This is a genomic window from Bradyrhizobium sacchari (assembly GCF_002068095.1).
GTDB classification, from domain to species: domain Bacteria; phylum Pseudomonadota; class Alphaproteobacteria; order Rhizobiales; family Xanthobacteraceae; genus Bradyrhizobium; species Bradyrhizobium sacchari.
In genome coordinates this window covers 20,900-37,991 of the sequence record NZ_LWIG01000054.1, presented here as the reverse complement: position 1 = coordinate 37,991, position 17,092 = coordinate 20,900, and the positions used below count along the sequence as shown (strand labels likewise).

Here is a 17,092-nt window from a genome sequence, read left to right as displayed (position 1 = left end):
GGAAATCTTGGGGTAGCGCATGGGAATTTTTGGCTCGGCAATTGCTGCGGCACGATTGTGGCTGTGGCGGCGCGGTTAGAAAGCTTCTATAAGCCCGGAACTACTTGATGCAGCAACTCAACCTGCCCCTGCAAGCGACCCAGCCGGATTCGCTGACGGTGTTAAAATACCCCTTGCCGGGTATAACTAACAATTGGGATTTCCTACATGACCTCGCTCGACAGCTTCAAATGCAAAAAGACCCTCAAGGTCGGCGCCAAGACCTATGTCTATTACAGCCTGCCCACGGCCGAGAAGAATGGTCTGAAGGGAATTTCGAAACTCCCCTATTCGATGAAGGTCCTGCTCGAGAACCTCCTGCGCAATGAAGACGGCCGCTCGGTCAAGAAGGAAGACATCGTCGCGGTCTCGAAGTGGCTGCGCAAGAAGTCGCTGGAGCATGAGATCGCCTTCCGCCCGGCGCGCGTGCTGATGCAGGATTTCACGGGCGTTCCGGCCGTGGTCGATCTCGCCGCGATGCGCAACGCGATGCAGAAGCTCGGCGGCGATGCCGAGAAGATCAACCCGCTGGTGCCGGTCGATCTCGTCATCGACCACTCCGTCATCGTGAACTTCTTCGGCGACAACAAGGCTTTCGCCAAGAACGTCACTGAAGAATACAAGCAGAACCAGGAGCGCTACGAGTTCCTGAAGTGGGGCCAGAAGGCGTTCTCGAACTTCTCCGTCGTGCCGCCCGGCACCGGCATCTGCCACCAGGTCAATCTCGAATATCTCTCCCAGACGGTCTGGACCAAGAAGGAGAAGATGACGGTCGGCAAGAAGACCGGCACCTTCGAGGTCGCATACCCTGACTCGCTGGTTGGCACCGATTCGCACACCACCATGGTCAACGGTCTCGCCGTGCTCGGCTGGGGCGTCGGCGGCATCGAGGCGGAAGCCTGCATGCTCGGCCAGCCGCTGTCGATGCTGCTGCCCAACGTCGTCGGCTTCAAGCTGAAGGGCGCGATGAAGGAAGGCGTCACCGCCACCGACCTCGTGCTGACCGTGACGCAGATGCTGCGCAAGCTCGGCGTGGTCGGCAAGTTCGTCGAGTTCTTCGGCCCGGGCCTTGACAATCTCTCCGTCGCGGACAAGGCGACCATCGCCAACATGGCGCCGGAATACGGCGCGACCTGCGGCTTCTTCCCCGTTGACGCTGCCGCGATCGACTACCTCAAGACCTCCGGCCGCGCGGCGCCGCGCGTTGCGCTTGTGCAGGCCTATGCCAAGGCACAAGGGCTCTTCCGCACCGCCAAGTCGGCCGATCCGGTGTTCACGGAAACGCTGACGCTCGATCTCGCCGACGTCGTGCCGTCGATGGCCGGCCCGAAGCGTCCCGAAGGCCGCATCGCGCTGCCGTCGGTGGCCGAGGGTTTCTCGCTGGCACTCGGTACCGAGTACAAGAAGGCCGAGGAGCCCAACAAGCGCTTCGCCGTCGAAGGCAAGAACTTCGAAATCGGCCATGGCGACGTCGTGATCGCCGCCATCACCTCCTGCACCAACACCTCCAATCCCAGCGTGCTGATCGGCGCCGGATTGCTGGCCCGTAACGCCGCCGCGAAGGGCCTTAAGGCAAAACCGTGGGTAAAGACGTCGCTTGCCCCGGGCAGCCAGGTGGTCGCCGGCTATCTCGCCGATTCCGGTCTGCAGAAGGATCTCGACAAGGTGGGCTTCAACCTAGTCGGCTTCGGCTGCACCACCTGCATCGGCAATTCCGGTCCGCTGCCGGAGGAGATCTCGAAGTCGATCAACGACAACGGGATCGTCGCCGCCGCCGTGCTGTCCGGTAACCGCAACTTCGAAGGCCGCGTCTCGCCGGACGTGCAGGCGAATTATCTGGCCTCGCCGCCGCTGGTCGTCGCCCACGCGCTCGCCGGCAGCGTCACCAAGAACCTCGCCGTCGAGCCGATCGGCGAAGGCAAGGACGGCAAGCCGGTGTACCTGAAGGACATCTGGCCGACGACCAAGGAGATCAACGCCTTCATGAAGAAGTTCGTGACCTCGGCGATCTTCAAGAAAAAATATGCCGACGTGTTCAAGGGCGACGCCAACTGGCGCAAGATCAAGACGGTGGAGAGCGAGACCTATCGCTGGAACATGTCTTCGACCTATGTGCAGAACCCGCCCTATTTCGAAGGCATGAAGAAGGAGCCGGAGCCGGTCACCGACATCGTCGAGGCGCGCATCCTCGCCATGTTCGGCGACAAGATCACCACCGATCACATCTCGCCGGCCGGTTCGATCAAGCTCACCTCGCCCGCGGGCAAGTATCTCAGCGAGCACCAGGTACGCCCCGCCGACTTCAACCAGTACGGCACGCGTCGCGGCAACCATGAAGTGATGATGCGCGGCACCTTCGCCAACATCCGCATCAAGAACTTCATGCTGAAGGGCGCGGATGGAAATATCCCCGAGGGCGGCCTGACCAAGCACTGGCCCGACGGCGAGCAGATGTCGATCTACGACGCCGCGATGAAGTACCAGCAGGAGCAGGTGCCGCTGGTGGTGTTCGCCGGTGCCGAATACGGCAACGGCTCCTCGCGCGACTGGGCTGCAAAGGGCACGCGTCTGCTAGGCGTGCGCGCCGTGATCTGCCAGAGCTTCGAGCGCATCCACCGCTCCAACCTGGTCGGAATGGGCGTGCTGCCGCTGACCTTCGAGGAAGGCACCTCCTGGTCGTCGCTCGGCCTGAAGGGCGACGAGAAGGTCACGCTGCGTGGTCTCGTCGGCGACCTCAAGCCGCGCCAGAAGCTGACCGCGGAGATCGTCTCCGGCGACGGTTCGCTGCAGCGCGTTTCGCTGCTCTGCCGCATCGATACGCTGGACGAGCTCGACTACTATCGCAACGGCGGCATCCTGCACTACGTGCTGCGCAAGCTCGCGGCCTAAAGCATGATCCGAAAAAGTGCGCAGCGGTTTTCCCGGAAAGATCATGCTCGAACGACAGCCCAAAGCGCGCCTCAGGCGCTTTGGCGCGCGAATTTGTGAACGGTGGCTCACCGCGACGTGAGTAGAAGGTTAAACGAAGGCGGCCTATCACAAGGCCGCCTTCGCGCGTTTGCGGCGTGTTTCGGATGGGCCCGTCCGGCGGAATTCCGCCCCAGGACGGTTGAACGTGCCGCGCCCCGTAAGACTACGGTGACCATCAGGCGATAAGCTTTCCCCCAACGATGACGATGTGTGACGTTCGGCATGACGACAATGATGGCTTCTAATCTGGTTACGCGCTGGTCCGGTGCACTCTGGTCGGGAGCCCTCGGCATCTGCGCCATCGTTGCAATCATCCGTCCCGCTCACGCCGATCCGCGCGCCGTTGTCGAGTTGTTTACCTCGCAGGGCTGCTCGTCCTGTCCGCCTGCCGACAAGGTCATCGGCGATCTCTCCAGCGATCCCTCGATCATCGCGCTGAGCATGCCGATCGATTATTGGGATTATCTCGGCTGGAAGGACACGCTGGCCGATTCGCGTTTCTCGGCGCGGCAGCGCGCCTATTCGCGCATGCGCGGCGACCGCGAGGTCTACACGCCGCAGGTCGTGGTGAACGGCTCGACGCATGTCATCGGCAGCGATCGCGCCGGCATCGAGAGCGCGATTGGCAAGGCCGACAAGGGAGCCGGCGTGATGAGCGTTCCGGTGACGATGTCGCTCGCGGGCAAGCAGATCAACGTCTCGGTTGCCGAAAGCAAGGAGCCGGCCGTCTCGCATGGCGAGGTCTGGATCTGCTCGATCGCCAAGTCGGTCCCGATCGCGATCGCCAAGGGCGAGAATCGCGGACAGCAGATCACCTATCACAACGTGGTGCGCAATCTGCTCAAGGTCGGCGACTGGAACGGCCGTGCCGAAAGTTGGACTGTGCCGATCGAGAACCTCACGCGCGAGGGCGTCGACGGCGCGGTGGTCTACGTCCAGGACGGTAGTCGCGAGAGACCGGGTCCGATGCTCGGCGCGGCGTACACGTCGCTGCACTGATTCTTTCCAGCGTCGCACTCACTCTCACTCCTCTTGGTGAGGAGCGCGCAATTGCGCGCGTGACGGACGATGTTGCGCATCGCCGCGAGAACCATGTGCAAGGCCCCCGCTGATGCAGCGTGGCCATTCATCCTTCGAGACCGCGCGAAGAGTGCGGCCCTCAGGATGGGGGAGAGAATGTGCCTGGCGGTTGGGAGAAATGGGTCGCGCCGGAAACATCCCGACACAAACAAAAAAGGACCAACTCGCGTTGGCCCTCCTTGTCGCGCGTACAGACCCGATCCTGTTCGACCCCGGGGGGCTGGGGGCTGAGGAATCCGGAACCGAAAGGACCGGGTCAACGCACATCATCCTTTTCGCAATGCAGGGCGGCGGGCGCTGGGCGGAAAAGCGGCGATACTATGATTCCTGCTAACGATCCCGTGACGGTTTGTCGCGAGAGAGTTCCACCCTGGCGTGTGCTTCAACTTGCACCCCGTTCAGAGAGTTGAGTGCAGGTTCCCTCCGGGTTCCATCAAGAGCCCTTGCGGAGGACAACGGTTGGCGCAATCATGTAACTGTCACGATCCGCGGTTCCGGGACGGTTTTCGCGGACGCGTCGTGCGGTGCGATGAGGAGGCGCTTCCCATGAGTCTGATGCCGGAGGATGCCGATCCAAGTGGGCAGCGCGCGGCGGCGCATCCTGCCGCTGCGATGACGCAACCGAACCGGGTGACGTTCAACCGGCTCGAGCTGCACCGTATTCTCAATCTCTACGGGCGCATGGTCGCCGACGGCGAATGGCGCGACTACGCCATCGACTTCCTGAAGGACCGCGCGGTGTTCTCGGTGTTTCGCCGCGCCTCGGAAGTGCCGATCTATCGTATCGAGAAGGACCCGCGCCTCGCACGCAAGCAGGGCATGTACAGCGTGATCTCGGCGACGGGCCTGATCCTGCGCCGCGGCCACGAGCTCGAGCGCGTGCTGCTGGTGATCGACCGCAAGCTGGCGGTGGTGTGACGACCTTCGGTCGTCATTCCGGCCCGCACCGAAGTCGAACTCCGGCGCGCGGCTGCGCGGCTGAGAATCTCGAGCCTCGTTCGCAACGTCTGGAGTCCGGGTTCGATGCTGCGCATCGCCCCGGAAGGACGGATGAACCTATTTTCCCGGCACCGTGCGCGCGCCCTCGCCGAGGTCGCGCTGCATCATCACCGTGTCCAGCCAGCGGCCGAATTTCAGCCCGACATTGGGATGCGTGCCGATCATCTTGAAGCCGCCCTTGGTGTGCACGCCGATCGAGCCGGCATTGGCGGAATCGCCGATCACCGCGATCATCTGCCGAAAGCCGCGCGCCTCGCATTCGGTGATCAGCCGTTCCAGCAGCTTTGAGCCGACGCCGCGGCGGTGGAAGGAGGGATCGAGATAGATCGAGTTTTCCACCGTGAAGCGGTAGGCCGGCCGCGGCCGGTAGGCGCCGGCATAGGCATAGCCGGCGACCCGGCCGTCGAGGATGGCGACGAAATAGGGATAGCCGCCGTCGACCAGCGCGCGGTAGCGGCGCGTCATCTCGGCAAGGTCGGGCGGGTCCAGTTCGAACGTCGCCGTGCCCTCGCGGACGGCCTGCTGGTAGATGGCGGTGATGGCGGGAAGGTCGGCCTCGGTCGTGGGCCTGATTTCAGGTGCGGACATGGAAGAAGATTAGAGCCTTCCCTCGGCCGCTGGAAGGGGCCACGGCGCAACCACACCCGTCATTGCGAGCGCAGCGAAGCAATCCAGAAATGCATCCGCGGTGGGACTCTGGATTGCTTCGTCGCAAGGGCTCCTGGCAATGACGGCGGTTGGAGAAGCACCTCGCCCCAAACAAAAACCCCGGCCTCTCGGCCGGGGTTCGTGTCCGTTCTCGCAGGCCTGTCGCTTAGTCGCGCTGGCCGAGGAGCTGCAGCAGCAGCGTGAACAGGTTGATGAAGTTCAGGTACAGCGACAGCGCGCCGGTGATGGCCGCACGCTCTGCGATGTCACCGCCGGCCGAGGCGTAGCCGTAGATGTAGTCGTTCTTCAGCCGCTGCGTATCCCAGGCGGTGAGGCCCGCGAACACCAGCACGCCGACCACGGACACGATGAACTGCAGCATCGAGCTCGCCAGGAACAGGTTCACCAGGCTCGCGATGATGATGCCGATCAGGCCCATGAACAGGAACGAGCCCATGCCGGTCAGGTCACGCTTGGTGGTGTAGCCGTAGAGGCTGAGCGCACCGAAGGTCGCCGCGGTGATGAAGAACACCCGCACGATCGAGGTGTGGGTGAACACCAGGAAGATCGACGACAGCGAGATGCCCATCAGCGCCGAGAACACCCAGAACAGGATCTGCGCGGTCGAGGGCGCGAGACGATTGATGCCCGCCGAGATCACGAACACCATCGCGAGCGGCGCGAGCATGAACAGCCACTTCAGGGGGCTGACGAACATCGCGTAGCCGAACGGCGTCAGGAACAGCTTGCCGACGCGGACGGCGTCCGCGGTCGGGACATCGGTCACGGCAGCCATGTAGACGCCGAGCGCGGCCAGACCGGTGATGGCGAGGCCAATGCTCATGTAATTGTAGATGCGCAGCATGTAGGCGCGCAGGCCGGCATCGACCGTCGCGGCGTCAACACGCCCGGCGGCCCTGCCGAAAGGAGAAGCGTAGTTACGGTCTAGGTCCGACATGGTCGAATTCCCGTTGGTTGGTCCGGTCCGGCATGAGGGTCGCCATGCCGCCGGTTCGTCAAATTCTATCTCGGATACCGACGCCTGCCGACTAAATTTTGGCTAACAATCGGGGCTCCGAACCCATTCGATATGTGGGAAACTAACACATTCGCTGCAACCGTCCACGCGCGGCTGAATGTCGCCCTTCCCTGCAATCCAGGCGAGCGGACGTGGTTAATCGCAGGAATCGTGCGATTCCGCACCCGCACGGCCGCCCGCTACCATTTGTCACAAATTCCGCAACACCGTGGCGGGCTTTTTGTTCAATGCCAGGAGCGTGCCGGCGAGCCCGAGCCCGACCGTGACGATCAGCGCGGCCGCCACCACGCCGGCCGCGCTGCCGGCCTGCCAGACGAAGCTGAGCGTCATCAGCCGCGTCACGATCATCCAGGCCGCGATGCTGCCGGCGATCACGCCGAACACGGCAGTGGCAAGCCCGATCAGGAGGTATTCGAGCGCATAGGCGCCGAGCAGCCGCAGCCGCGTCGCGCCCAGGGTCTTCAGGATTACCGCATCGTAGACCCGGTGACGGTGGCCGGCGGCGAGCGCCCCGCCCAGCACCAGGATCGCCGAGATCAGTGTCACCGCGCTGGCGCCGCGGATCGCCAGCGCCAGATTGGTCACGACCGAGCCGACCGTCTCCATCACCTCGCGCACGCGCACGCTCGTCACCATGGGGTAGGCGTCGGCCACCTGCTTGATGATCTTGCCGTCGCCGGCGGCATCGCCGCCGGTTTCCGTCAGCGTCGCGATATGGGTGTGCGGCGCGCCCTTGAAGGCGTTCGGCGAGAACACCAGGACGAAATTGATGCCCATCCCCTGCCAGTCGATGTTGCGCAGATTGCTGATCTTGGCCGGGATGTCGCGGCCGAGCACGTTGACCACGACCTCGTCGCCGAGCTTGAGACCAAGCCCGTCGGCGATCTTCTTCTCCATCGAGACCAGCGGCGGGCCGGAATAGTCCGCGCTCCACCACTCGCCCTCGACCACCTTGGACCCCTTCGGCATCTCGGCCGTGTAGGTCAGGCCGCGGTCGCTCTGCAGCACCCATTCGGAATCCGTGGTCGGCTTGAGCTCCTCGGCGCGCACCCCGCGCGCGGCGACGATGCGCCCGCGCAGCATCGGCACGTCCTCGACCTTCGCGCCCGGCGCGATCTGGCGCAGATAGCCGTCGAACTGCCCGGCCTGCGTGCTCGGGATGTCGATGAAGAAGAACGACGGGGCGCGGTCGGGCAGGGCCGCGAGGAACTGCCGGCGCAGATTGCCGTCGATCTGGGTGATGGTGACGAGGACGGCGAGCCCGAGACCCAGCGACAGCACGACCGAGGGCGTGAGCGCGCCCGGCCGGTGGATGTTGGCGATCGCAAGCCGCAGCATCGGCAACCGCGTCCGCGGCAGCCGCCGCGCGATCGTCATCAGCAGGGCGGCGATGCCGCGCAGCAATGCGAACACGACGACGGAGGAGGCCACGAACACCGCTGCGATGCGCTTGTCGAACGACAGCCCGATCACGACCGCGACGAGCAGGGCGATCACGACGCCCATGAACACGAGATAGCTCGCCCGCGGCCGGTGCCATTCGGAGCTGATGGTGTCGCGGAACAGCGCGGCCACCGGCACGTCGTGCACGCGCCCGAGCGGCCACAGGCCGAAGGCGAGCGCGGTCAGAAGGCCATAGACGAAGGACAGCGCGAGCTCGTCTGCATGCACGGCCGGCACCACCGGCAGCGGCAGCAGTTTTCCGAACAGGCCGACGATGGCGAACGGCATGGCGGCGCCGAGCGCAAGGCCGATCACCGAGCCGATCGCGGCCAGCAGGATCACCTGGGCCAGATAGATGCCGAAGACGTCGCGCCCCGTCGCGCCGACGGCCTTGAAGGCCGCGATCACCTCGAGCTTGCGGTCGATGTGGCTCTTGACGGCATTGGCGACGCCGACGCCGCCGACCAGCAGCGCGGCAAGGCCGACCAGCGTCAGGAACTGGGTGAAGCGATTGATGTTGCGCTCGAGCTGCGGCGAGGCATTGGAGCGGTTGCGGATCTCCCAGCCCGCCTGCGGCGCGGCGTTGCGCGCATCCGCGATGAAGGCCTCGGTGGCGCGCTCGCTGTTGGCGGTATCAGGCAGCTTCACCCGATAGACCCAGCGCACCAGGCTGCCGGGCTGGATCAGCCCGGTAGCGCGCAGGCCCGCCTCGCTGATCAGGAAGCGCGGGCCGAAGCCGATGCCGCCGGCGAGTTTGTCCGGCTCGGCCTCGACGGTCGAGCGGATCTGGAAGGTCGCAGATCCGATGGTGACGCGGTCGCCGGTCTTCAGCGACATCCGCGCCAGCAGCGTCGGATCGGCGGCGGCGCCGAACGCGCCGTCGCGTTCCGCGAGCAGATCGGACATCGCCAGCTGCGGCGCCAGCGTCAATTGGCCCAGCATCGGATAGGCGTCGTCGACCGCCTTCATCTCGACCAGCGCAAGCTTGCCGTCGGCCGAGCGCGCCATGCCGCGCAGGGTCGCGGCGGTGGAAACGGTGCCGCGCGAGCGCAGGAACGCGACTTCGTCTGGCTTGGCCTCGCGCTGGAACAGCACGAAGGAGATGTCGCCGCCGAGCAGCGTGCGGCCCTCGCGGGCGAGGCCGTCGGACAGGCTCGCCGACACCGAGCCAACGCCGGCGATCGCCATCACGCCGAGCGCGATGCAGGCGATGAAGACGTAGAAGCCGCGCAAGCCCCCGCGCAACTCGCGCAGCGCATAGCGCAGCGACAACGCGACGGCGTTCGGTCTCGCGAACGGTTCGGCAGCCGCGCTCATGCCGGCGCAGACTGCGTGTCGATGCGCCCTGAGCGCAGGCGGATGACGCGATCGCAACGATGCGCCAGCGAGGAATCGTGCGTGACCAGCACCAAGGTCATGCCGCGCTCGGCGTGTTTGGTGAAGAGCAGATCGACGATCTGCTTGCCGGTGGCTTCATCGAGATTGCCGGTCGGCTCGTCGGCAACGAGGATGGCGGGATCGGGCGCCAGCGCGCGCGCAAGCGCGGCGCGCTGCTGCTCGCCGCCGGAGAGCTGCGTCGGATAGTGATGCAGGCGATCGCCGAGGCCGACCGATTGCAGCTCCTCCGCCGCGCGCTTGGCGGCATCGGGATTGCCGGCGAGCTCGAGCGGCACGGCGACGTTCTCGAGCGCCGTCATGGTCGGGATCAGATGGAAGGACTGGAAGACGATGCCGACCTGACGGCCGCGGAAGCGGGCGAGCGCGTCCTCGTCGAGGGCATTGAAAGCCGTGCCTGATACCACCACCTCTCCGCTATCAGGACGCTCCAGACCCGCCATCACCATCAGCAGCGTGGATTTGCCCGAGCCTGACGGGCCGATCAGGCCGATCGTCTCGCCCGAGCCGACGCGCAGGCTGATATCCTTGAGGATGTGAACGCGTGCCGCGCCCGTGCCCAATGAGAGATTGACGTTGGAGATGGCGATGGTGTCCATCGCGGTCGTGGCGAGCGAAGAGGAATAGGTGTCCATGGTCCGGTCATATGGCAACTCCGATAGCGCGGTCGAGAGGCGTTACGGATTGTTCATGCACATAGCCGTGTTGATGCTCGCCTTCATGACAGGTGCGAACCCGGCCTGGGCGGATGCGACAAAGCCGCTCAAGCTTGTCGTCCTCGGCGATTCCCTGAGCGCCGGCCTCGGCCTCCCGGCCCAGGAGGCGTTTCCCCAAAAACTCCAAAAAGCCTTGCAAGCCAAGGGCATAGCCGTCGACATGACCAATGCCGGGGTGTCCGGCGACACCACCTCCGGCGGACGCGACCGGCTCGACTGGTCGGTCCCCGACGGAACCGATGGCGTCATCGTCGAGCTCGGCGCCAACGACGCGCTGCGCGGCATCGATCCCGCCCTGACGCGCACGGCGCTCACCGACATCGTCCAGCGCCTCAAGGCACGCAGGATCCCGGTCATGCTCTGCGGCATGCTGGCGCCGCCAAATTACGGCGCCGACTACGCGGCGCGCTTCAATTCGATTTATCCGGATCTTGCGAAACAGTTCGGCGTGCCGCTCTATCCGTTCTTCCTTGAGGGCGTCGCAGCCGACGCCAAGCTCAACCAGGCCGACGGCATCCATCCGACCGCGGCGGGCGTCGACATCATCGTCGGCAACATCATGCCCACGGTGGAGGCATTCCTTGGCACGATAACCGAGCAACCGCGTTGAAAAGCAGGCAACGCTAACCCTAATTCCCAGGGTTTTCACGGAGTGGCCGGCGCGATGCTTCGCAGAGTCACACAACTGCGATAGGAATCAGGTTACCGGTGATTCGTCGCCGGCTCTAATTTGGATAGGGTCCTCGTTCGAGGGCTGTACCCAAGCATCGGGAGTGCGAAACGATGCCGCGTTTGTTCACGGGTCTGGAAATTCCGGCCGAGATCGGCCAGTCGCTTTCCAACTTGCGGGGCGGCCTTCCCGGCGCCCGATGGATCGATCCCGAAAACTATCACGTCACCTTGCGCTTCATCGGCGATATCGACGGCGTCTCCGCCAACGAGATCGCCTCGATGCTGTTTCGCGTCGACCGTAAGCCGTTCGAGGTGAAGGTGCAGGGGCTCACGAGCTTCGGCGGCCGCAAGCCGCGGGCGGTGGTCGCAACGATTGCGCCCAGCAAGCCGCTGATGGAGTTGCAGGCCGAGCTCGAGCGCATGATGCAGCGGATCGGTCTCGACCCCGAGGGACGCAAGTTCATCCCGCACGTCACGCTGGCCCGGCTGCACGACGCCTCCGACCGCGACGTCGCCGACTATCTGTCGCTGCGCGGCTACTTCCCGAGCAAGGCCTTCATGGCCGAGCGCTTCGTGCTGTTCTCCTCGCGCGCATCGACGGGCGGCGGGCCGTATGTCGTCGAGGACGCCTACGAGCTGTGTGAGTAGCACCGCTCTCGCGCCCCGGCCGCAGAGCCGGGGCCTGGCGTTCCACGATGAACGAAATAGTGGGTCCCGGCTCTGCGCAGCGTCACTCCGTGCCGCAGCGCGTCCGGGACACGGAACGCATAGCGCCCCGCACCAATTCACGGCTTGCAATTTCCGCCCATCTCTGGCGGTAAAGGGCCATGCTCTCCACCCAAATTTCCTCATTCCGCGAAGCATACCAGGCCGAGATCGCGTCGGGCGCGATCGAGCCGGATGCCGCGCAGGCCGAGGTCGCCGAGGCCTATGCGGCGCTCGACCAGCGGCTCGCAAGCTACAAGCCCGCGCGCAAGCAGGGCCTGCTCAGCCGCCTGTTCAGCAGCAGCGACAAGGACGATGCGCCGCACGGACTCTACATCCATGGCGAGGTCGGCCGCGGCAAGACCATGCTGATGGACCTGTTCTTTCAGCACTCCTCGGTCGAGCACAAGCGCCGCGCGCATTTCCACGAATTCATGGCCGATGTGCACGAGCGCATCTACGACTATCGCCAGAGCATCGCGCGCGGCGAGATCGCCGACGGCGACGTCATCGCGCTGACGGCGACGGCGATCTTCGAGGAGAGCTGGCTGCTGTGCTTCGACGAATTCCACGTCACCGACATCGCGGACGCGATGATCCTGGGACGCCTGTTCGCCAAGCTGTTCGAGCTCGGCACCGTGGTGGTCGCGACCTCCAACGTCGCGCCCGACGATCTCTACAAGGGCGGTCTGAACCGTTCGCTGTTCCTGCCCTTCATCAAGCAGATCACCGACCACATGGACGTCGCGCGGCTCGACGCGCGCACCGACTTCCGGCTGGAGAAGCTGCAGGGCGTGCCGATGTGGCTGACGCCGGCCGATGGCGATGCCGATGCCGCGCTCGACCGCGCCTGGTCGAAGATGTCGGGCGGCGCCAAATGCAGGTCGCGCGACATCTCCATCAAGGGCCGCATCCTGCACGTGCCGTGCTCGGCCCATGGCGTGGCGCGGTTCTCCTTTGCCGATCTCTGCGAGAAGCCGCTCGGTGCATCCGACTACCTCAGGCTGGCGCACGACTATCACACCATCCTGGTCGACCATATTCCAGTGATGGATTTCGCCCAGCGCAATGCCGCCAAGCGCTTCATCACACTGATCGATACGCTCTATGACAATGCCGTGAAGCTGATGGCCTCGGCCGACGCCAACCCGATCTCGCTCTACCTCGCCACCGAGGGCGTTGAGGCCATGGAGTTCAAGCGGACGGCGTCACGTCTGATCGAAATGAGCTCGGAATCCTATCTGGCGCTGCCTCACGGCCGCAAGGATTCCACCGCCAGCGGCTCCACCAAGGGCCTGGTGGAGACTTAAGTCCTATCTCCGCCCCATTCCGGGATGCGCCGAAGGCGCAGGCCCGGAATTCATAACCACCATCGGGAGTATGGATTCCGGGCTCGTCGCTTTGCGACGCCCCGGAATGACGGCGGATGTGCTGGCTGCTCTCGCGCCAAGCCCGACAAATGGGCATCCGCCGACTTGAACGCGGGAAGCGAAAGGGATAACCACCCATCAGTTTTCCCTCCTTCGGATGTCTAAAGGACAGGTTCACATGGCGCGCGACAAGATTGCTTTGATTGGCTCCGGTCAGATCGGCGGAACGCTGGCTCACCTCATCGGCCTGAAAGAACTGGGCGACGTCGTGATGTTCGACATCGCCGAGGGCGTGCCGCAGGGCAAGGCGCTCGACATCGCGCAGTCCTCGCCGGTCGACGGCTTCGACGCGCACTATACCGGCGCGAACTCCTACGAAGCGCTCGACAACGCCAAGGTCTGCATCGTGACCGCCGGCGTGCCGCGCAAGCCCGGCATGAGCCGCGACGACCTCCTCTCCATCAACCTCAAGGTCATGGAGCAGGTCGGTGCGGGCATCAAGAAATACGCTCCCGACGCCTTCGTCATCTGCATCACCAACCCGCTCGACGCGATGGTCTGGGCGCTGCAGAAAGCAAGCGGCCTGCCGCACAAGAAGGTCGTCGGCATGGCCGGCGTGCTCGACTCGGCGCGCTTCCGCTACTTCCTGGCCGACGAATTCAACGTCTCCGTTGAAGACGTCACCGCCTTCGTGCTCGGCGGCCACGGCGACACCATGGTGCCGCTGGTGAAGTACTCCACCGTTGCCGGCATTCCGCTGCCCGACCTCGTCAAGATGGGCTGGACCTCCCAGGCGCGCCTCGACGAGATCGTCGACCGTACCCGCAACGGCGGCGCCGAGATCGTCAATCTGCTCAAGACCGGCTCGGCTTTCTACGCCCCGGCTGCGTCCGCCATCGCGATGGCCGAGAGCTACCTGAAGGACAAGAAGCGCGTCCTGCCCTGCGCTGCCTACCTGAACGGCGAATACAGCGTGAAGGACATGTATGTCGGCGTGCCCGTCGTGATCGGCTCCAAGGGTGTCGAGCGCGTCGTCGAGATCGAGCTCGCCGGCAAGGACCGCGAAGCCTTCGACAAATCGGTCGGCGCGGTGCAGGGCCTGGTCGATGCCTGCAAGAAGATCGCACCCGATCTTCTCGGCCGCTAAGCCGCCAACAATCCCCCGCCGAAGATCGAAAAACCGGTCTTCGGCGGTTTCACTTCCGGGACCCCGCTTGCCGGGGCGGGTTCCGGTCCAGCCGTCCAGATTTCGAAGTCAAAGAATCCGGGTTGCAGTTCCTGTGGTATATGGTATGCCAGCCACAAGACTGAGGTGGGCCCAAGAGGTCACCGCCCGCGGGTTCAGGGAGCGACCATATGAATATCCATGAATATCAGGCCAAAGCGCTGCTGGGTGAGTTCGGCGTGCCGATCTCCAAGGGCGTCCCGGTGCTCAAGGCCGCAGACGCGGAAGCCGCCGCCAAGGCGCTGCCCGGTCCGGTCTATGTGGTGAAGAGCCAGATCCATGCCGGCGGCCGCGGCAAGGGCAAGTTCAAGGAAGCCTCGGCCGGCGACAAGGGCGGCGTCCGCATCGCCAAGTCGGCCGCTGAAGTTTCCGAATTCGCCAAGCAGATGCTGGGTGCGACGCTGGTGACCGTGCAGACCGGCCCCGCCGGCAAGCAGGTCAACCGCCTCTACATCGAGGACGGCTCCGACATCGACAAGGAGTTCTATCTCTCGATCCTGGTCGACCGCGAAACCTCGCGCGTCTCCTTCGTCGTCTCGACGGAAGGCGGCGTCAACATCGAGGACGTCGCGCACAACACGCCCGAGAAGATCGTGACCTTCTCGGTCGATCCCGCGACCGGTGTCATGGGCCATCACGGCCGCACGGTTGCGAACGCGCTGAAGCTCTCCGGTGACCTCGCCAAGCAGGCGGAAAAGCTCACCGCGCAGCTCTACGCCGCCTTCGTGGCCAAGGACATGTCGATGCTGGAGATCAACCCGCTGGTCGTGACCAAGCAGGGCCAGCTCCGCGTGCTCGACGCCAAGGTGTCGTTCGACGACAACGCGCTGTTTCGTCATCCCGAGGTGCTCGCGCTGCGCGACGAGACCGAGGAGGACGCCAAGGAAATCGAGGCGTCCAAGTACGACCTCAACTATGTCACGCTCGACGGCAATATCGGCTGCATGGTCAACGGCGCCGGTCTCGCCATGGCGACGATGGACATCATCAAGCTCTACGGCATGGCGCCGGCGAACTTCCTCGACGTCGGCGGCAGCGCCAGCAAGGAGAAGGTCGCGGCCGCGTTCAAGATCATCACCGCCGATCCCAACGTGAAGGGCATCCTGGTCAACATCTTCGGCGGCATCATGAAGTGCGACGTGATCGCCGAGGGCGTCACGGCTGCGGTTCGCGAAGTCGGCCTCAGCGTGCCGCTGGTGGTCCGCCTCGAAGGCACCAATGTCGAGCTCGGCAAGAAGATCATTCGCGAATCCGGACTGAACGTGGTGCCCGCCGACAATCTCGACGACGCCGCGCAGAAGATCGTGAAGGCCGTCAAGGGAGGCTAAGGCCATGACCCAGGACCATCTCGCCGCATCATCTCCGCTCGCCGAGCACACGCGCCTCGCCGCGTTCGCCGGCGAATGGGATGGTGAGGAGATGGTCTTCCCGTCGCGCTGGACGGCGGGCGGGCCGGCAACTTCGCGCGTCGTCGCGCGCATGGACCTGAATGGATTCTACCTGATCCAGGATGCGGTCCAGATGCGCGATGGCAAGCAGAGCTTCGCCACCCACGGCATCTTCACCTACGACCGCGACGACCGGACCTACAAATTGTTCTGGTACGATTCGCTCGGCTACACGCCGCCCTCGCCCGCCTCCGGCGGGTGGGTCGGCAAGACCCTGACGCTGGTGCGCGGCTCGCTCCGCGGCAATGCGCGCCACGTCTACGAGATCCTCGACGACAATTCCTACTCGTTGAAGATCCAGTTCTCGCCGGACGCGGAAGGCTGGGCTGACGTGCTCACCGGCGTCTACCGCCGCATCCACTGACCCTCTCACTCTGTTAGTTTCGCGAAAGCAGACCTCATGTCCATCCTGATCGACAAGAACACCAAGGTCATCTGCCAGGGCTTCACCGGCAAGAACGGCACCTTCCATTCCGAGGCCGCGATCGCCTACGGCACCAAGATGGTCGGCGGCACCTCGCCGGGCAAAGGCGGCTCGACGCATCTGAACCTACCGGTGTTCGACACCGTGCGCGAGGCGCGTGAGAAGACCGGCGCCGACGCGTCGGTGATCTATGTGCCGCCGCCGGGCGCGGCGGATGCGATCTGCGAAGCCATCGACGCCGAGATCCCGCTGATCGTCTGCATTACCGAGGGCATTCCGGTCGTCGACATGGTGCGCGTGAAGCGCTCCCTGATCGGCTCCAAATCGCGCCTGATCGGGCCGAACTGCCCGGGCGTCATGACCGCCGGCGAGTGCAAGATCGGCATCATGCCCGCCAACATCTTCAAGACCGGCTCGGTCGGCATCGTCTCCCGCTCGGGCACGCTGACCTATGAGGCCGTGTTCCAGACCTCCCAGGAGGGCCTCGGCCAGACCACCGCGGTCGGCATCGGCGGCGACCCGGTCAAGGGAACCGAGTTCATCGACGTGCTGGAGATGCTGCTCGCCGACCCCAAGACCGAATCGATCATCATGATCGGCGAGATCGGCGGTTCCGCCGAGGAGGACGCCGCCCAGTTCCTCAAGGACGAGGCCAAGCGCGGCCGCAAGAAGCCGATGGTCGGCTTCATCGCCGGCGTCACCGCCCCTCCCGGCCGCCGCATGGGCCATGCCGGCGCGATCATCTCGGGCGGCAAGGGCGACGCCGGTTCCAAGACCGAGGCGATGAAATCGGCAGGGATTACAGTGTCTCCGTCGCCAGCCCGCCTCGGGCATACGCTTGCCGAAAAGTTGAAGGGTTAATTCACTTCTTCGTGCTTTTCCGGGCGAAGTTTCGCAGCAAATAGGGTAAAGGGTGCCT

The 17,092-nt window shown here is 64.6% G+C and carries 14 protein-coding genes; 10 read left to right on the top strand and 4 right to left on the bottom strand.

Annotated features, from left to right (window positions below; all coding sequences use genetic code 11):
* Positions 1-207: 207 nt before the first annotated feature.
* The 3 genes from acnA (at position 208) to A5906_RS34435 (ending at position 5,007) form a co-directional block, all read left to right on the top strand.
* Entirely contained in the window at positions 208-2,928 is a 2,721-nt protein-coding gene (gene acnA / locus A5906_RS34450) for an aconitate hydratase AcnA (protein WP_080139571.1), read from the top strand.
* A 303-nt stretch (positions 2,929-3,231) separates the two neighbouring features.
* Positions 3,232-4,008: a DUF1223 domain-containing protein gene (locus A5906_RS34445; RefSeq protein WP_080139620.1), complete on the top strand. Its 777-nt coding sequence runs from the start codon at positions 3,232-3,234 to the stop codon at positions 4,006-4,008.
* Positions 4,009-4,635: 627 nt separating this feature from the next.
* Positions 4,636-5,007 (top strand): DUF2794 domain-containing protein, encoded by a 372-nt coding sequence (locus A5906_RS34435; RefSeq protein ID WP_080139569.1) that lies wholly within the window; start codon positions 4,636-4,638, stop codon positions 5,005-5,007.
* A 138-nt stretch (positions 5,008-5,145) separates the two neighbouring features.
* Here the strand turns inward: A5906_RS34435 and A5906_RS34430 are convergent, their stop codons facing one another.
* The 4 genes from A5906_RS34430 to A5906_RS34415 all read right to left on the bottom strand — a co-directional run bounded on the left by A5906_RS34430 (position 5,146) and on the right by A5906_RS34415 (position 10,248).
* The gene (locus A5906_RS34430) at positions 5,146-5,676 is read right to left on the bottom strand and encodes a GNAT family N-acetyltransferase (protein WP_080139568.1); all 531 of its coding nucleotides are present in this window, start codon (positions 5,674-5,676) and stop codon (positions 5,146-5,148) included.
* A gap of 226 nt (positions 5,677-5,902) precedes the next feature.
* Positions 5,903-6,694 carry a Bax inhibitor-1/YccA family protein gene (locus A5906_RS34425; RefSeq protein ID WP_026312126.1) on the bottom strand — a complete coding sequence of 264 codons (792 nt, stop codon included), beginning with the start codon at positions 6,692-6,694 and terminating at the stop codon, positions 5,903-5,905.
* Between the two features lie 270 nt (positions 6,695-6,964).
* On the bottom strand, positions 6,965-9,535 hold the full coding sequence (locus A5906_RS34420; protein ID WP_080139567.1) for an ABC transporter permease: 2,571 nt from the start codon (positions 9,533-9,535) through the stop codon (positions 6,965-6,967).
* On the bottom strand, positions 9,532-10,248 hold the full coding sequence (locus tag A5906_RS34415) for an ABC transporter ATP-binding protein (RefSeq protein WP_080139566.1): 717 nt from the start codon (positions 10,246-10,248) through the stop codon (positions 9,532-9,534). Before A5906_RS34415 ends, A5906_RS34420 begins: the two co-directional genes overlap by 4 nt.
* 55 nt (positions 10,249-10,303) lie before the next feature.
* On the opposite strand from A5906_RS34415, the gene A5906_RS34410 reads away from it, so the two are divergent.
* From A5906_RS34410 to sucD, 7 genes are all read left to right on the top strand, one after another.
* Complete coding sequence (locus A5906_RS34410; RefSeq protein WP_080139619.1) at positions 10,304-10,939, top strand: arylesterase; 636 nt, start codon at positions 10,304-10,306, stop codon at positions 10,937-10,939.
* A 173-nt stretch (positions 10,940-11,112) separates the two neighbouring features.
* Positions 11,113-11,649, top strand: coding sequence for an RNA 2',3'-cyclic phosphodiesterase (gene thpR, locus A5906_RS34405; RefSeq protein WP_061850347.1), 537 nt, complete (start codon positions 11,113-11,115; stop codon positions 11,647-11,649).
* A 179-nt stretch (positions 11,650-11,828) separates the two neighbouring features.
* On the top strand, positions 11,829-13,016 hold the full coding sequence (gene zapE / locus A5906_RS34400; protein ID WP_080139565.1) for a cell division protein ZapE: 1,188 nt from the start codon (positions 11,829-11,831) through the stop codon (positions 13,014-13,016).
* A gap of 238 nt (positions 13,017-13,254) precedes the next feature.
* Positions 13,255-14,223, top strand: coding sequence for a malate dehydrogenase (mdh, locus tag A5906_RS34395; RefSeq protein WP_027572983.1), 969 nt, complete (start codon positions 13,255-13,257; stop codon positions 14,221-14,223).
* 209 nt (positions 14,224-14,432) lie between these two features.
* Positions 14,433-15,629, top strand: a complete 1,197-nt coding sequence (gene sucC, locus A5906_RS34390) for an ADP-forming succinate--CoA ligase subunit beta (protein ID WP_080139564.1) — start codon at positions 14,433-14,435, stop codon at positions 15,627-15,629.
* Positions 15,630-15,633: 4 nt separating this feature from the next.
* The gene (locus A5906_RS34385; protein WP_080139563.1) at positions 15,634-16,113 is read left to right on the top strand and encodes a DUF1579 family protein; all 480 of its coding nucleotides are present in this window, start codon (positions 15,634-15,636) and stop codon (positions 16,111-16,113) included.
* Positions 16,114-16,149: 36 nt separating this feature from the next.
* Positions 16,150-17,034 carry a succinate--CoA ligase subunit alpha gene (gene sucD, locus A5906_RS34380; protein ID WP_080139562.1) on the top strand — a complete coding sequence of 295 codons (885 nt, stop codon included), beginning with the start codon at positions 16,150-16,152 and terminating at the stop codon, positions 17,032-17,034.
* The last annotated feature ends 58 nt before the right edge of the window (positions 17,035-17,092 follow it).

What these genes read in the sequence shown, in the direction of transcription:
- sucD (WP_080139562.1), top strand. Translation starts at nt 16,150, where the DNA reads ATGTCCATCCTGATCGACAAGAACACCAAGGTCATCTGCCAGGGCTTC.
- mdh (WP_027572983.1), top strand. Translation starts at nt 13,255, where the DNA reads ATGGCGCGCGACAAGATTGCTTTGATTGGCTCCGGTCAGATCGGCGGA.
- A5906_RS34445 (WP_080139620.1), top strand. Translation starts at nt 3,232, where the DNA reads ATGACGACAATGATGGCTTCTAATCTGGTTACGCGCTGGTCCGGTGCA.
- A5906_RS34410 (WP_080139619.1), top strand. Translation starts at nt 10,304, where the DNA reads ATGCACATAGCCGTGTTGATGCTCGCCTTCATGACAGGTGCGAACCCG.
- A5906_RS34420 (WP_080139567.1), bottom strand. Translation starts at nt 9,535, where the DNA reads ATGAGCGCGGCTGCCGAACCGTTCGCGAGACCGAACGCCGTCGCGTTG.
- A5906_RS34385 (WP_080139563.1), top strand. Translation starts at nt 15,634, where the DNA reads ATGACCCAGGACCATCTCGCCGCATCATCTCCGCTCGCCGAGCACACG.
- A5906_RS34425 (WP_026312126.1), bottom strand. Translation starts at nt 6,694, where the DNA reads ATGTCGGACCTAGACCGTAACTACGCTTCTCCTTTCGGCAGGGCCGCC.
- acnA (WP_080139571.1), top strand. Translation starts at nt 208, where the DNA reads ATGACCTCGCTCGACAGCTTCAAATGCAAAAAGACCCTCAAGGTCGGC.
- A5906_RS34430 (WP_080139568.1), bottom strand. Translation starts at nt 5,676, where the DNA reads ATGTCCGCACCTGAAATCAGGCCCACGACCGAGGCCGACCTTCCCGCC.
- A5906_RS34435 (WP_080139569.1), top strand. Translation starts at nt 4,636, where the DNA reads ATGAGTCTGATGCCGGAGGATGCCGATCCAAGTGGGCAGCGCGCGGCG.
- A5906_RS34415 (WP_080139566.1), bottom strand. Translation starts at nt 10,248, where the DNA reads ATGGACACCTATTCCTCTTCGCTCGCCACGACCGCGATGGACACCATC.
- sucC (WP_080139564.1), top strand. Translation starts at nt 14,433, where the DNA reads ATGAATATCCATGAATATCAGGCCAAAGCGCTGCTGGGTGAGTTCGGC.
- thpR (WP_061850347.1), top strand. Translation starts at nt 11,113, where the DNA reads ATGCCGCGTTTGTTCACGGGTCTGGAAATTCCGGCCGAGATCGGCCAG.
- zapE (WP_080139565.1), top strand. Translation starts at nt 11,829, where the DNA reads ATGCTCTCCACCCAAATTTCCTCATTCCGCGAAGCATACCAGGCCGAG.